The 14,680-nt window shown below is 41.0% G+C and carries 12 protein-coding genes and 2 pseudogenes; 13 read left to right on the forward strand and 1 reads right to left on the reverse strand.

The genetic code is table 11. The annotated features are described in order from the left end of the window. On the forward strand, positions 1-988 hold a 988-nt coding region (locus FZ941_RS08020), incomplete at its 5' end, for an LPXTG cell wall anchor domain-containing protein (protein WP_316246084.1). A 274-nt stretch (positions 989-1,262) separates the two neighbouring features. Here FZ941_RS08020 and FZ941_RS08025 read toward each other — a convergent pair. Beyond that, positions 1,263-1,820: pseudogene (locus FZ941_RS08025) on the reverse strand (transposase); the annotation flags it as partial. Positions 1,821-1,926: 106 nt separating this feature from the next. Here FZ941_RS08025 and FZ941_RS08030 point away from each other — a divergent pair. From FZ941_RS08030 to FZ941_RS08085, 12 genes and pseudogenes are all read left to right on the forward strand, one after another. Continuing rightward, positions 1,927-2,625, forward strand: a complete 699-nt coding sequence (locus FZ941_RS08030) for a hypothetical protein (protein ID WP_148887491.1) — start codon at positions 1,927-1,929, stop codon at positions 2,623-2,625. Positions 2,626-2,651: 26 nt separating this feature from the next. Next, positions 2,652-2,877, forward strand: a pseudogene (locus FZ941_RS10805) (XRE family transcriptional regulator). Positions 2,878-2,976: 99 nt separating this feature from the next. Next, entirely contained in the window at positions 2,977-4,014 is a 1,038-nt protein-coding gene (gene holA / locus FZ941_RS08040) for a DNA polymerase III subunit delta (protein ID WP_148887492.1), read from the forward strand. 91 nt (positions 4,015-4,105) lie between these two features. After that, complete coding sequence (sodA, locus tag FZ941_RS08045; RefSeq protein WP_062005403.1) at positions 4,106-4,711, forward strand: superoxide dismutase SodA; 606 nt, start codon at positions 4,106-4,108, stop codon at positions 4,709-4,711. A gap of 113 nt (positions 4,712-4,824) precedes the next feature. After that, positions 4,825-5,877, forward strand: coding sequence for a serine hydrolase (locus tag FZ941_RS08050; RefSeq protein ID WP_148887493.1), 1,053 nt, complete (start codon positions 4,825-4,827; stop codon positions 5,875-5,877). A gap of 197 nt (positions 5,878-6,074) precedes the next feature. Next, a complete protein-coding gene (locus FZ941_RS08055; RefSeq protein WP_148887494.1) occupies positions 6,075-6,854 on the forward strand; it encodes a YhfC family intramembrane metalloprotease in 780 nt (259 codons plus the stop codon). Positions 6,855-7,127: 273 nt separating this feature from the next. Then, on the forward strand, positions 7,128-7,814 hold the full coding sequence (locus tag FZ941_RS08060; RefSeq protein ID WP_148887495.1) for a Crp/Fnr family transcriptional regulator: 687 nt from the start codon (positions 7,128-7,130) through the stop codon (positions 7,812-7,814). Between the two features lie 304 nt (positions 7,815-8,118). Next, positions 8,119-9,348, forward strand: a complete 1,230-nt coding sequence (gene arcA / locus FZ941_RS08065; RefSeq protein ID WP_005590767.1) for an arginine deiminase — start codon at positions 8,119-8,121, stop codon at positions 9,346-9,348. 57 nt (positions 9,349-9,405) lie between these two features. Then, a complete protein-coding gene (gene argF, locus FZ941_RS08070) occupies positions 9,406-10,422 on the forward strand; it encodes an ornithine carbamoyltransferase (protein WP_005590765.1) in 1,017 nt (338 codons plus the stop codon). Positions 10,423-10,580: 158 nt separating this feature from the next. Continuing rightward, positions 10,581-11,528: a carbamate kinase gene (gene arcC, locus FZ941_RS08075; RefSeq protein WP_015605470.1), complete on the forward strand. Its 948-nt coding sequence runs from the start codon at positions 10,581-10,583 to the stop codon at positions 11,526-11,528. Positions 11,529-11,740: 212 nt separating this feature from the next. Continuing rightward, positions 11,741-13,255 carry a YfcC family protein gene (locus tag FZ941_RS08080; protein ID WP_045499182.1) on the forward strand — a complete coding sequence of 505 codons (1,515 nt, stop codon included), beginning with the start codon at positions 11,741-11,743 and terminating at the stop codon, positions 13,253-13,255. Between the two features lie 20 nt (positions 13,256-13,275). Next, positions 13,276-14,610, forward strand: coding sequence for a dipeptidase (locus FZ941_RS08085; RefSeq protein ID WP_148887496.1), 1,335 nt, complete (start codon positions 13,276-13,278; stop codon positions 14,608-14,610). Positions 14,611-14,680 lie beyond the last annotated feature (70 nt).

Raw genomic sequence — 14,680 nt, forward strand, 5'->3', positions numbered from 1 at the left:
AAGTGCATCAATCAGTGCTAGCCAATCAGCAAGCACAAGCATGAGCAACAGTGTAAGTGCATCAATCAGTGCATCTGAATCAGTAAGCACAAGCATGAGTAATAGCCTATCCGCTTCAATCAGTGCTAGCCAATCAGCAAGCACAAGCATGAGCAACAGCGTAAGTGCTTCAATCAGTGCATCTGAATCAGTAAGCACAAGCATGAGCAACAGCGTGTCTGCTTCAATCAGTGCATCTGAATCAGCAAGCACAAGCTTGAGCAATAGCCTATCCGCATCAATCAGTGCTTCAGTATCAGCAAGCACAAGCATGAGCAACAGTGTAAGTGCATCAATCAGTGCATCTGAATCAGTAAGCACAAGCATGAGTAATAGCCTATCCGCATCAATCAGTGCTTCAGTATCAGCAAGCACAAGCATGAGCAACAGTGTAAGTGCATCAATCAGTGCATCTGAATCAGTAAGCACAAGCATGAGTAATAGCCTATCTGCTTCAATCAGTGCTAGCCAATCAGCAAGCACAAGCATGAGCAACAGCGTAAGTGCATCAATCAGTGCTAGCCAATCAGCAAGCACAAGCATGAGCAACAGTGTAAGTGCATCAATCAGTGCATCTGAATCAGTAAGCACAAGCATGAGTAATAGCCTATCCGCTTCAATCAGTGCTTCAGAATCAGCAAGCACAAGCATGAGCAACAGCGTAAGTGCTTCAATCAGCACAAGCATGAGCAACAGCGCAAGTACCTCAGCTAGCTTGTCTGACAGTGCTTCAATCTCAAGTGCTACAAATCACTCTCAAGCACCTAAGCCACAGCCTGCAGAACCAGGACAAGTCAAAGTTACTCCAAACGCTAAGGCTTTACCAAATACAGGAACTGCAAGTAACCAATTTGCTGGTCTTGGATTAGGAGTAGCTGCTTTGGTAACTGCCTCTCTTCTTGGTAAGAAGAAGAGATCAGCAGCTTCTGAAATGGATTTAGAAGACTAAGTTCCACAAATCGGCTACAATGAAATTTTGTTGATATCATTTTAGCGATGAAAATAAGAACCCCGGATGGCTCAAGGCTATCTGGGGTTTTTGGGCTCTTTTCTATCATTTGTCAAGTCTATCAGGGCTTTAAGTAAAAAAGAGATCAGAGAGTAGCTATTCTGAGGTTACTGTCTTATTTTTAACACTTTTTGATCCATAAAAGGGCATGCTAAAAAACACCTCATCTGGTATTTTTGAAACAAGGTGTTACCATAATACGGCATAAATAGTTTTACCGATTTTGGGTAGAAGTATAATCGTAAAGTTTGTTATGCGTAATGAGGTAATACATTGTTCGAATGAGACGATGTATAGAGGCAATCGTATGTGGCTTAGTTGAAGCTATTGTCGATTGTCTTTTTCGTTTCTCATAAAAGTCAGCGATATGGCAGGGATTGGTATGACTAGCTGAAGCGATGTTGTGAATGCACTTGAACAAGATTTTTCTGGCATAGGGATTACCTCGTTTAGTGATGTGTTCCTTAGCGAGAAAGTTCCCAGATTCATAGTGTCTCAGGTCAATGCCAATAAAAGCGTTGATTTGATTGGTAGACTGAAAGCGACGAATATTTCCCAATTCGCCAATGATAGATGTCGCTATGGTTTCTGCGATGCCAGGAATTGACCGTAAGATGTCATACTCTGGTAAAGGCTGAGCTAGAGCTACCATGTCGTTTAAGACAACTTGTCTGCGTTCAGAAAGACGAAGCAATTCTTGAGCATAGTAACGAACCTCTTCAAGCATTGGAGAGGTTTTCTTTACCGCACAAAAAGATTGTTTAGCGAGTGAGGTAGCTGAGCCTTACCTTGATGAGCATATTGCCCAGCGCTGGTCTGATCTGGTTCGATCGGCTCAGACTAACTAAGTAGGATTCAGAAAGAAAGGCATAACCACTATGATTTGTTTGTTTGACCGCTATGATCAAGCAAGTTTTGATTTGTTACGTTCATTAAAAGCAACAGGACTTGATTGTCCTGTTGTTGTACAAGACGATGGCTATCTTTCACCAGATGTCGAGTCTCCTTACAGTTATTTTACAGGAGATTTGGACACACCAGAAGAAAAGAAATCTTTCCACAATATTGGTTATATTTATGATTACCAGCGTCTTAATAATATGAATCCAGAAGCCTTGATCTTGACCAATAGTGATCAGCTTGAGCAAATAGAGCAGCTCTTGACTCAGCTACCAAATGTACCTTTCCATATAGGAGCCATCACAGAAATGTCTGGCCATTTGATGGGGCTCAATCGTTATCCGAATGTTTCGCTTTATCCAAATATTCGTCCGGCAAAGGTTGCAGAGCTTTTTGAGAGATGTGACTTGTATCTAGATATCAATATCAGCGATGAAATCCTCAATGCATGTCGCACAGCTTTTGAGAACAACATGCTGATTCTCAGTTTCACAAACACTTGTCATAGCCATCGATTTATTGCGGATAATCACATTTATGCGCCAGAAAATGTCTCAGGCATGGTGGATAAGATTCAAAGTGTCCTTGCCCACTCATCAGAGATGGAAGCGGCACTTGCTAAGCAAAAACAGGTGGCGAATCAGGCTGATCTGGAAGCCTACAAGGCAATTTTATAAGCTAAGAAGACAAGGGCTTGCTTTCGATGAAAGCAAATTCCTTTCTATCAACAGAAAAGGAGGAGCAGATGTTCTAATAAGGACAATGGCATTTTACAAGAACATATACGAGAACAGCTAGATAATCGAAAGAAACCCCTAAAAAGGGAGAAGCAAGATTTTAGCATGATTGCCGTGCTGGGCGGAGTTCTCTTTCTTATCACCCTTTTGGTCACAATCATCATGCAGTTGGGACACTTTTTTAGCTCCTGATATTCTAATCAGAATGATGAAAAACAGCAGACTTTCCTGCTGTTTTTTGTTACAATTTATACATGACTAAGAATCAAGAAAAAGGAAGGGAGTGCCACTGTGTTAGCAATTGAAAAAATTAGGAAAATCACTCCCGAAAACCTTCCGCCTTTAACGATTTTGACGGGAGACGACTTGGGGCAATTTGAGCTGTTCAAAGACGAGTTTTTGAAACAGATTCACTACGATCCAGCGGATTTGAATGTCACGTTGTTTGACATGAAAGAAACGTCTTATGCAGATGTGGAGTTAGATCTAGTCAGTCTGCCTTTTTTTGCGGATGAAAAGATTATTATTTTAGATCATTTTGCGGATCTAACGACAGCAAAAAAGCGCTATTTATCGGATGAAGAGCTCAAGTCCTTTGAGCAGTATTTGGAAGCCCCTAGTGGCACGACCAAATTAGTCATTTTTGCGGAAGGTAAGCTGGACAGCAAACGCAGATTAGTCAAGATACTCAAGCGCGACGGACAGATCTTTGAAGCAGCTGAGATTAAAGAAACAGATTTACGTCAGTATTTTACCAAACAGGCCCAGCTTGAAGGTCTGGACTTCGCTCCGAAGGCTTTTGACCACTTGCTGATCAAATCAGGCTTTCATTTTAGCGAAATCAGTAAAAACTTGGCTTTTCTGAAGTCTTATAAGGAGTCAGGACAAATTAGTCTAGAAGACATTGCTGAGGCCATTCCCAAAACCTTGCAGGACAACATTTTTGATTTGACTCAGCTGATTTTACAGAAACAAATTGATGCGGCACGGAGTTTGGTGCGCGATCTGACCTTGCAGGGTGAAGATGAAATCAAGTTGATTGCTATCATGTTAGGTCAATTTCGGATGTTTACTCAGGTTAAAATTTTGGCGGATAATGGCCGATCTGAGAGCCAAATCGTGTCGGACTTATCAGACTATCTAGGCCGCAAGATGAATCCCTTCCAAGTCAAGTTTGCGCTTAAGGATGCGCGTGGGCTTAGCCTCAACTTTCTGAAAAGAACCCTGACCTGCTTGATTGAAACGGACTACCAGATCAAGTCTGGCCTTTATGATAAGGATTACCTTTTTGACCTTGTCTTGCTGAAAATCGCGACAGAAAACTTCTAAAAGATTAGGAAAATTTATAAGCAAAATAGTTGAAAAATGTGCGTTTTTACGTTATGATTTGTATAATAATAAAGAAAATGAGGACAAGTAAATGGCAATTATTTTACCAGATCTACCTTATGCATACGACGCTTTGGAACCTTACATCGATGAGGAAACAATGCACCTTCACCATGACAAGCACCATCAAACTTACGTGAATAACGTAAATGCAGCGCTTGAAAAACATCCTGAAATTGGTGAAGATTTAGAAAAACTGTTGGCAGATGTTGAGTCTATTCCGGCTGATATTCGCCAAGCAGTGATCAACAACGGCGGTGGACACTTGAACCACGCTCTTTTCTGGGAATTGATGACTCCTGAAAAAACTGCTCCATCAGCAGAACTTGCAGCAGCAATCGATGCGACATTTGGTTCATTCGAAGAATTCCAAGCAGCCTTCACAGCAGCAGCAACAACTCGTTTCGGTTCTGGTTGGGCATGGTTGGTTGTCAACAAAGAAGGGAAACTTGAAGTAACTTCAACAGCAAACCAAGATACACCAATCTCAGAAGGCAAGACACCAATCTTAGGCTTGGACGTTTGGGAACATGCTTACTACGTGAAATATCGCAACGTGCGTCCTGACTACATCAAGGCTTTCTTCTCAGTGATCAACTGGAATAAAGTGGATGAACTCTACGCAGCAGCTAAATAATAGAATTATAAAACGGATCGCAATGATTCGTTTTTAAATGCCCTTAAATTGACCTTTCTACTTGTTATTTTAATGAGAATCTTTTATAATACTAAAATATTAGGAGAAAAACTTTGATTAAAAATGACATAAAGAAACTGGCTTGCTGGTTCGGTGGTGTTTTCTTATTTATTTGTTTTTTGGGTCTTTTGGTGGAACCACAGCGAGCTGATAAAAAGATAGCAGAAGCAGGTCAATCAATCGCTTCTTCACAGTCTACAGAAGGAGAGGAAACGAAGTCTGAGGGGACTGCGCGTGCTAGCAAGACAATGGAAGAGAAGCAAGAGGTGATAGAGCAGGATTTTCCGACCATGGAAGCCTTGGGCTTATCTTACGATTATGCGAATATGACCTTGCCACAAGTTGTTCAGGCTTACATGGATGACATGGGAATTGACTCTTCTCAGATTGCTTTTTCTTATAAAGATCTGACAAGTGGGCAAACTTATGCCATGAATGATACCCAGCCTATGACAGCAGGCTCTACTTATAAACTCCCCCTTAATATGTTGGTTGTTGATGAGGTAGCAGCAGGAAAATTATCGCTGGAAGAGCGGTTTGATATTACCAACACCAGCTATGAATACAAGGAAGAGCACGATAACTATGTAGCGGCCTTCAATGGCGCCATGTCTATTCCTGATATGCAGGAGTATTCCTTGGTTTACTCTGAAAATACGCCCGCTTATGCGCTAGCAGAGCGATTAGGTGGTATGGATAAGGCCTACAGCATGTTTGGAAGGTATGGCCGGTCAAAAGCTAAAGTCAAGACGATCAGCAGAGAAAACAAAACAACAACGGATTATTATATTCAAGTTCTAGAGTATCTGTGGAATAACCAAGAAAAATACAAGGATATTCTTTATTTTATCGGTGTTTCCTTCCCTGGTGAATATTACAAACGTTATCTTTATGATTTGACCATCTATCAAAAGCCTGGTTATGTTAGAGAAGCTCTTAATGTTGATGCTATTGTTATGGAGGAGAAGCCTTATATTGTGGCACTTTATACAGCCTATCTAGGTGGCAGTACAGAAGCCAGTGAGGAGATCAGCGGAGTTGGTATTGATCAGGTCGGTCAAATTGCCTATATCATCAATGAGTGGCACCGGGTCAACATGAATTAAAATCGGCCCAGCAACTAGGCTCTGCAATGAACCTGCTGAATGAGGTTTCTTTATAGAAAATAGTTGTAGAATGCGAGATTGATCCTCGCATTTTGTTCTGAATGTGAGTTTTCTGACCAGCCTTTTTAGAGGATTGACATCTGGGAGGAAAAAGGTATAATTCTAGTAAAACTTTTAATAGTTGAGGAGACGATTTCATGCTTCAAACGCATATTTTGATTGCTATGGTGCTGATTTTAGCCGCTGTAGTCATTCCAGTAATTTATTTTAAAAAGACCAAGCAGATTTCCCTGCTTGTTTTCCTCTTGGGAGGGGTCGGATTTTATCTGTCCAGTCAGATTTTTGAAAATCTCCTACATCGCTTGGTTCTACAGCCTCAGGCTGATGGGACAATTGCGCTGATGAAAACTGCTCCCTTACTCTATATTTTATATGGCATTGCAACGGCGGCCATCTTTGAGGAGACGGCGCGCTATGTGATTTTTAGATATTTACAAAAGAAGCGTCCACTGACTATCGGTGATAGTCTGGCCTATGGTTTAGGACACGGCGGGATCGAAGCTCTTTTCATCGGTATTTCAGGTCTCTTGAGTCTGTTTGTCCTCGCTCATCTAGTCAGTCAAGGGGACAGCGCCTTGCTAGCGCAATTACCCCAAACGATGATTTCTTACGTGCAAAGACTACAAGTAGGGCAGATTTACCTACTAGCTTTTGAGCGTATTTTAGCGCTTGCGATTCAAGTATTTCTGACTTTCTGGGTTTGGGCAGCTGTAAAAGACAAAAAAATATTCTATTTTCTTGCGGCTCTGGCCTTTCATGCTTTGATTGATTTGGCTCCTGCTCTGGTTCAAGTTGGATGGCTGACTCAGCCGATTCTGGTTGAAGTGATTATTTTGGTAGAATTTCTTGCTCTGGTATTTCTGACTAAGAAGTTTCTATCGTTATCAATTTTTAATACCAAGAGTAAAAATGCTTAATGAGGCTCAAGTAAAGAAGGTAAGAGTTTAAACGAGTTTGGATAGTAAGGAGAGGTTAGGACAAAAGATTCCTAGCCTCTCTTTTTGTTAGAAAATTAGCAGGAGTATTTTAAAAGTTCTGAGAGAATGTTTAAAACGAATTTTCAAAGCAAGCGAGTAAAGCTCAATCGCTATCGATTTGCTTTCATATTATTAAAATAAACTGGTCTAATAATTTCTGTTTTTGGAAGCGGATTTATGCTATAATACTAATAGCAAGTAAGAAGGGTTATTATGATCAATAAGGAACATTATCAGATTATTAGGCAGCATCCAGCATTTGCACATTTTCCTGTGGAAATTTTTGATAAGATTGCTATTGAGATTCAATTCCGCAAGATCCCCAAGGGACAGATTATCTTCTTTTCAGGGGACCGTAGAGATCGCCTTTTCCTCCTGCATCGAGGCTATGTTCGTATCGAGCAGTACGATTCAACTGATACTTTTTCTTATATGGATTATATTAAAATGAATAGTGTGTTTCCATATGGAGGTATGTTTTTCGATGAGCGTTATCATTATACGGCTAGTGCGGTTACCAATGTCGAGTACTTCAGCATTCCTATGGACTTGTTTGAAGACTATTCAAAAAAGAATGTTGATCAGCTGTTGTTTATCACCAAGCGTTTATCGCAGATTTTAGAATTTCAGGAATTGCGCTTACGGAATGTCGTCTCAGCCAGTGCTACGGATCGCGTGACCCAGTCTCTATCTATTTTGTGCATGGACTTGTGCAAAGAGCAGGATACACTTCCGTTTCCATTGAGTATGAAAGAGTTGGCCAAGCTAGGAGCCACCACACGTGAAACAGTTAATCAGGTTCTAAAAAAACTAAGAGAAGAAGGAGCGATTGAATACGAGCATAAAAAACTGACATTTAAGAATAAAGATTACTTTATGAGGTATTTTGAAGGAAGCTAATCAATCATTTGATTGGCTTTTTTCAAACATTTTTACACATTTAAAAGTTTTTTCTGATCATATTCTAATATTAATTGAACATATATTTTTTACAAAAAAATATATATTCCTAAAAATAATAGAACAATCAAAATATGCAAAGAAAACGCTTTAAAATAAATAAATATTACAATGTTTTATAAAAAACGCAAGGGATTTGGCATTTGTAATGTAAGATTTTAGGTGTAAGCCTTTCCAATTCATGATAGAATAATAACATAAAAGGGATTGGGAAACCAAACCTCAACGAAAAGGAGGACAATAGATGTCTACACATCCAATTCATGTTTTCTCAGAAATTGGAAAACTGAAAAAAGTTATGTTGCACCGTCCGGGCAAAGAGCTGGAAAACTTGCTACCGGACTACCTAGAACGTCTTCTTTTTGATGACATTCCTTTCTTGGAAGATGCTCAAAAAGAACACGATGCATTCGCTCAAGCTCTTCGTGACGAAGGAATTGAAGTTCTTTATCTCGAAAAATTGGCTGCTGAATCCTTGATTTCTCCAGAAATTCGTGAACAGTTCATCGAAGAATATTTGGAAGAAGCAAATATTCGTGGACGCGAAACGAAGAAAGCTATTCGTGAATTGCTGCATGGTATCAAGGACAACCAAGAATTGGTTGAAAAAACAATGGCAGGGGTTCAAAAAGCTGAATTGCCAGAAATTCCTGACGAAGCGAAAGGTCTGACTGACTTGGTAGAATCAGATTATCCATTTGCGATTGATCCAATGCCAAACCTTTACTTCACACGCGATCCATTTGCAACCATTGGTAATGCCGTATCGCTCAACCACATGTTTGCAGATACTCGTAACCGTGAAACTCTCTACGGCAAATACATCTTCAAATATCACCCAGAATACGCTGGAAAAGTGGAATTGGTTTACAACCGTGAAGAAGATACTCGTATCGAAGGTGGGGACGAGCTAGTTCTTTCTAAAGATGTATTGGCAGTTGGTATTTCTCAACGTACAGACGCAGCATCTATCGAAAAACTTTTGGTGAATATCTTCAAGAAGAATGTTGGCTTCAAGAAAGTATTGGCCTTTGAATTTGCTAACAACCGTAAATTCATGCACTTGGATACTGTCTTCACTATGGTTGACTATGACAAGTTTACCATTCACCCAGAAATCGAAGGCGACCTTCGCGTTTACTCCGTTACTTATGAAAACGAAAAACTGAAGATCGTTGAAGAAAAAGGTGACTTGGCTGAACTTCTGGCTCAAAACCTTGGCGTAGAAAAAGTTCATTTGATTCGTTGCGGTGGCGGCAATATCGTAGCAGCTGGACGTGAACAATGGAATGACGGTTCTAACACCTTGACAATCGCTCCTGGTGTGGTAGTGGTGTATGACCGCAATACCGTAACCAACAAGATTTTGGAAGAATACGGGCTTCGCTTGATCAAGATTCGCGGAAGTGAATTGGTTCGGGGCCGTGGTGGACCTCGTTGTATGTCTATGCCATTTGAACGTGAAGAAGTTTAATTCGTGTTCGACAATTTATCAATAGAAATTTAATAACTAGAAAGAGGAAATAACAGAATGACACATTCAGTATTCCAAGGACGTAGCTTCCTTGCAGAAAAAGACTTTACTCGTGCAGAATTAGAATATCTAATCGGACTTTCAGCTCACTTGAAAGACTTGAAGAAACGCAATATTCAGCACCACTATCTTGCTGGTAAGAATATCGCTCTCTTGTTTGAAAAAACATCTACTCGTACGCGTGCAGCCTTTACTACAGCAGCTATCGACCTTGGTGCACATCCAGAATACCTTGGTGCTAATGATATTCAGCTTGGTAAGAAAGAATCTACAGAAGATACAGCTAAAGTATTGGGACGTATGTTTGACGGGATTGAATTCCGCGGTTTCAGCCAACGCATGGTAGAAGAATTGGCAGAATTCTCAGGTGTTCCAGTATGGAATGGTTTGACTGATGAATGGCACCCAACTCAAATGCTTGCTGACTACTTGACAGTTCAAGAAAACTTTGGTCGTTTGGAAGGCTTGACATTGGTTTACTGTGGTGATGGACGTAACAACGTTGCCAACAGCTTGCTGGTAACAGGAGCTATCCTTGGCGTTAACGTTCATATCTTCTCACCAAAAGAACTCTTCCCAGAAAAAGAAATTGTTGAATTGGCAGAAGGCTTTGCTAAAGAAAGCGGCGCACATATCCTCATCACTGAAGATGCAGACGAAGCTGTTAAAGGTGCAGATGTACTTTACACAGACGTTTGGGTATCTATGGGTGAAGAAGATAAATTCGCAGAACGCGTTGCACTTTTGAAACCTTACCAAGTTAACATGGAATTGGTGAAGAAAGCTGACAATGAAGACTTGATCTTCTTGCACTGCTTGCCAGCATTCCACGATACAAATACTGTTTACGGTAAAGATGTCGCTGAAAAATTTGGCGTAGAAGAAATGGAAGTAACAGACGAAGTCTTCCGCAGCAAATATGCTCGCCACTTTGACCAAGCAGAAAACCGTATGCACACAATCAAAGCTGTTATGGCTGCTACACTCGGCAACCTTTACATTCCAAAAGTATAATTTATAAACCGTAATACCAACAGCTATGAGGGCTGCGACTAATAGCTTTAGTCCAGTCCTCTTTTATATGATGGAAATCTGTTATTTCTTATAAAAATTTGAAAAAATATTAAACAGAAATCTAAAGGCATTCAATTGAATGTGATAAAGGAGAATTTATGGCAAATCGTAAAATTGTAGTAGCTTTGGGAGGAAATGCGATTCTTTCTTCTGATCCGTCAGCAAAAGCTCAACAGGAAGCTTTGGTGGAAACAGCTAAGCATCTTGTAAAACTGATCAAAAATGGAGATGATTTGATCATCACTCACGGTAATGGTCCTCAAGTTGGAAATCTTTTGCTCCAACACTTGGCTGCCGATTCTGAAAAGAACCCTGCTTTCCCACTCGATTCACTTGTTGCTATGACAGAAGGTAGCATCGGTTTCTGGCTGCAAAATGCCTTGCAAAATGCTCTCTTGGATGAAGGTATCGAAAAAGATGTTGCTTCAGTTGTGACCCAAGTTGTTGTCGATAAGAATGACCCAGCTTTTGTTAACTTGAGCAAACCAATTGGTCCCTTCTACTCAGAAGAAGAAGCAAAAGCAGAAGCTGAAAAGAGCGGAGCGACTTTCAAAGAGGATGCCGGCCGCGGTTGGCGTAAGGTTGTTGCTTCACCAAAACCTGTTGATATCAAGGAAATCGAAACAATTCGTACCCTCTTGAATGCTGGTCAAGTGGTCGTTGCTGCTGGTGGTGGTGGAATTCCAGTCATCAAGGAAGACAACGGTCATTTGGCTGGTGTGGAAGCTGTTATTGATAAGGACTTTGCTTCTCAACGCTTGGCAGAATTAGTCGAAGCTGACCTCTTCATCGTCTTAACTGGTGTAGACTATGTCTTTGTAAACTACAATAAACCAGACCAAGCAAAATTGGAACATGTGAATGTTGCTCAGCTGGAAGAATATATCAAACAAGACCAATTTGCACCAGGAAGCATGCTTCCAAAAGTAGAAGCAGCTATCGCTTTTGTCAATGGCCGTCCAGAAGGAAAAGCAGTTATTACTTCCCTTGAAAACCTTGGAGCTTTGATTGAATCTGAAAGCGGAACAATTATTGAAAAAGGATAAGTTATTTTACTGGTAAGATGTATTTAATTTCTAACATCTTTATATCAAATTAGGAATATTTCTTGAAAATAAGTGCGATATTTTCAAAAAATACTAGTTTTTTAGACCTTAATGTGGTAAAATAAATATAAATAGAAAGCGTTTTTCTTAAATATTTATTTAAGAAAGTGGTTGGTTTTTTGCACTTTGTTAGACATTAGGAGGAAAAACAATTGAGTGAAAAAGCTAAAAAAGGGTTTAAGATGCCTTCATCTTACACCGTCTTGTTGATAATCATTGCTATTATGGCAGTGTTAACTTGGATCATCCCTGCAGGTGCCTTTGTGGATGGTGTTTACAAAGCCCAACCTCAAAATCCGCAAGGGATTTGGGATGTTCTCATGGCACCGATTCGGGCTATGCTAGGTACTCATCCAGAGGAAGGTTCGCTGATTAAGGAAACAAGTGCAGCGATCGATGTAGCCTTCTTCATCCTCATGGTTGGTGGTTTCCTTGGTGTTGTCAATGAAACTGGTATGCTAGACACTGGTATTGCTTCTATTGTGAAGAAGTACAAGGGCCGCGAAAAGATGTTGATTTTGGTTCTCATGCCTTTGTTTGCCCTCGGTGGTACAACTTATGGTATGGGTGAAGAAACCATGGCCTTCTATCCTCTTCTTGTGCCAGTTATGATGGCTGTTGGATTTGATAGCTTGACTGGGGTTGCCATTATCTTGCTCGGTTCACAAATAGGATGTTTGGCATCTACCTTGAACCCATTTGCGACAGGTATTGCTTCATCAACTGCAGGTGTAGGTCTTGGTGAAGGGATTATCCTTCGTTTGATTTTCTGGTTTGCTTTAACTGGTCTTAGCACTTGGTTCGTTTACAAGTATGCTGATAAGATCCAAAAAGATCCAACTAAGTCTCTTACTTATGCAACACGTGATGAAGATATGAAATTCTTCAATGTTGGTGAAGACGAAGAAAACGTTAATTCAACTCTTACTAAGAAACAAAAACATGTCTTTGTTCTCTTTGTATTGACCTTTGTCTTGATGGTCTTGAGTTTCATTCCATGGAGTGACTTAGGTATTACTCTCTTTGGAGACTTAAATACTTGGTTGACTGGTCTTCCAGTTATCGGTAAGATTGTTGGCTCATCTACAGCTGCTTTGGGTACTTGGTACTTCCCAGAGGGCGCAATGCTCTTCGCCTTTATGGGTATCCTTATCGGTGTTGTTTATGGTCTTAAAGAAGACAAGATTATCTCTGCCTTCATGAATGGTGCTGCTGACTTGCTCAGTGTAGCCTTGATCGTGGCAATTGCCCGTGGTATCCAAGTTATCATGAACGATGGTATGATTACTGATACTATCCTCAACTGGGGTAAAGAAGGCCTGAGCGGTCTGTCTTCACAAGTCTTTATCGTTTTGACTTATATCTTCTATCTGCCTATGTCATTCTTGATCCCATCTTCATCTGGTCTTGCCAGCGCGACTATGGGTATCATGGCTCCGCTCGGAGAATTTGTCAATGTACGTCCTAGCTTGATCATCACTGCTTACCAATCTGCTTCAGGTGTCTTGAACTTGATCGCACCAACATCTGGTATTGTGATGGGAGCTCTTGCGCTTGGACGTATCAACATTGGTACTTGGTGGAAATTCATGGGCAAACTTGTAGTTGCTATCATTGTAGTGACTATCGCCCTTCTTCTCCTTGGAACGTTCATTCCATTCCTATAAAGAGTGAGTGAGGTGATTCCATGAAAACATATTTAACAAATCAAGTTAAAGATGAATTTCTTACATCATTAAAAACCTTGATCTCCTACCCTTCGGTACTCAATGAAGGAGAAAATGGAACACCTTTTGGACAAGCAATTCAAGATGTCCTAGAAAAAACTTTAGAGATTTGTCGAAGTTTAGGTTTCACTACCTATTTTGACCCTAAAGGTTATTACGGATATGCAGAAATCGGTCAGGGAGCAGAGCTCCTGGCCGTTCTCTGTCATTTGGATGTTGTTCCATCAGGTGATGAAGCAGATTGGCAGACACCGCCGTTCGAGGCAACTATCAAAGACGGCTGGATCTTCGGACGTGGTGTCCAAGATGATAAGGGACCATCAATGGCTGCTCTTTACGCAGTCAAGGCTCTGTTAGATAGCGGAGTAAAATTTAAAAAGCGGGTTCGTTTTATCTTTGGTACGGACGAAGAGACACTTTGGCGCTGTATGGGGCGGTATAATGAACTTGAAGAAACAGCGACGCTTGGCTTTGCACCAGATTCTTCCTTCCCTCTGACCTATGCTGAAAAAGGCCTCTTACAGGTCAAGCTGCATGGTCCTGGTTCAGAACAGCTAGAGCTAGAAGCAGGAGAGGCCTTTAATGTTGTGCCTGGCAAGGCTAGCTATCAAGGAGAACTTTTGAAGCAGGTCGTTGCAGGTTTGCAAGCAGCTTCTTTTGACTACGAGCAAAATGACCAGCAAGTCACTGTTCTCGGTCTACCTAAGCATGCTAAGGATGCAGCTGAAGGTATCAATGCTATTGTTCGGCTGGCGACAGTTTTGCAGCCTTTACAAGCTCATCCTGCTCTGGCTTTTATTGCAGAAGCGGTGGGAGAAGATGCGACTGGTTGCCGTTTATTTGGTGACATTTCAGATGAACCGTCTGGCAGACTATCCTTTAACATTGCAGGTCTGACACTGAACTCAGAAAGGTCTGAAATCCGTATTGATATTCGGATTCCTGTCTTAGCGGATAAAGATCAGTTAGTGGCACAACTAGCGGATATTGCTGGGCGCTACCAGCTGGACTATGAAGAGTTTGACTATCTGGCTCCGCTTTATGTACCTAAGGACAGCGAACTGGTCAGCACCCTGATGGCTATCTATCAAGAAAAGACTGGCGATACTAGTCCAGCTATGTCCTCTGGTGGGGCAACCTTTGCTCGGACGATGCCAAATTGTGTGGCCTTTGGCGCTCTTTTCCCAGGAGTAGAGCAGACGGAACATCAAGCCAATGAAAGAGCATCTTTAGATGATCTCTATCGTGCGATGGATATCTATGCTGAGACCATTTACCGCTTGGCAGGAGAGTAAAATTGCTAGGATAGATATCAGTTTTGCTGATTTTTCCAAGTAAAAACTGTGAATCAAAATGAAAAGAGTT

The sequence above is a fragment of the Streptococcus sp. Marseille-P6264 genome (assembly GCF_902460355.1).
Classification (GTDB): Bacteria; Bacillota; Bacilli; order Lactobacillales; family Streptococcaceae; genus Streptococcus.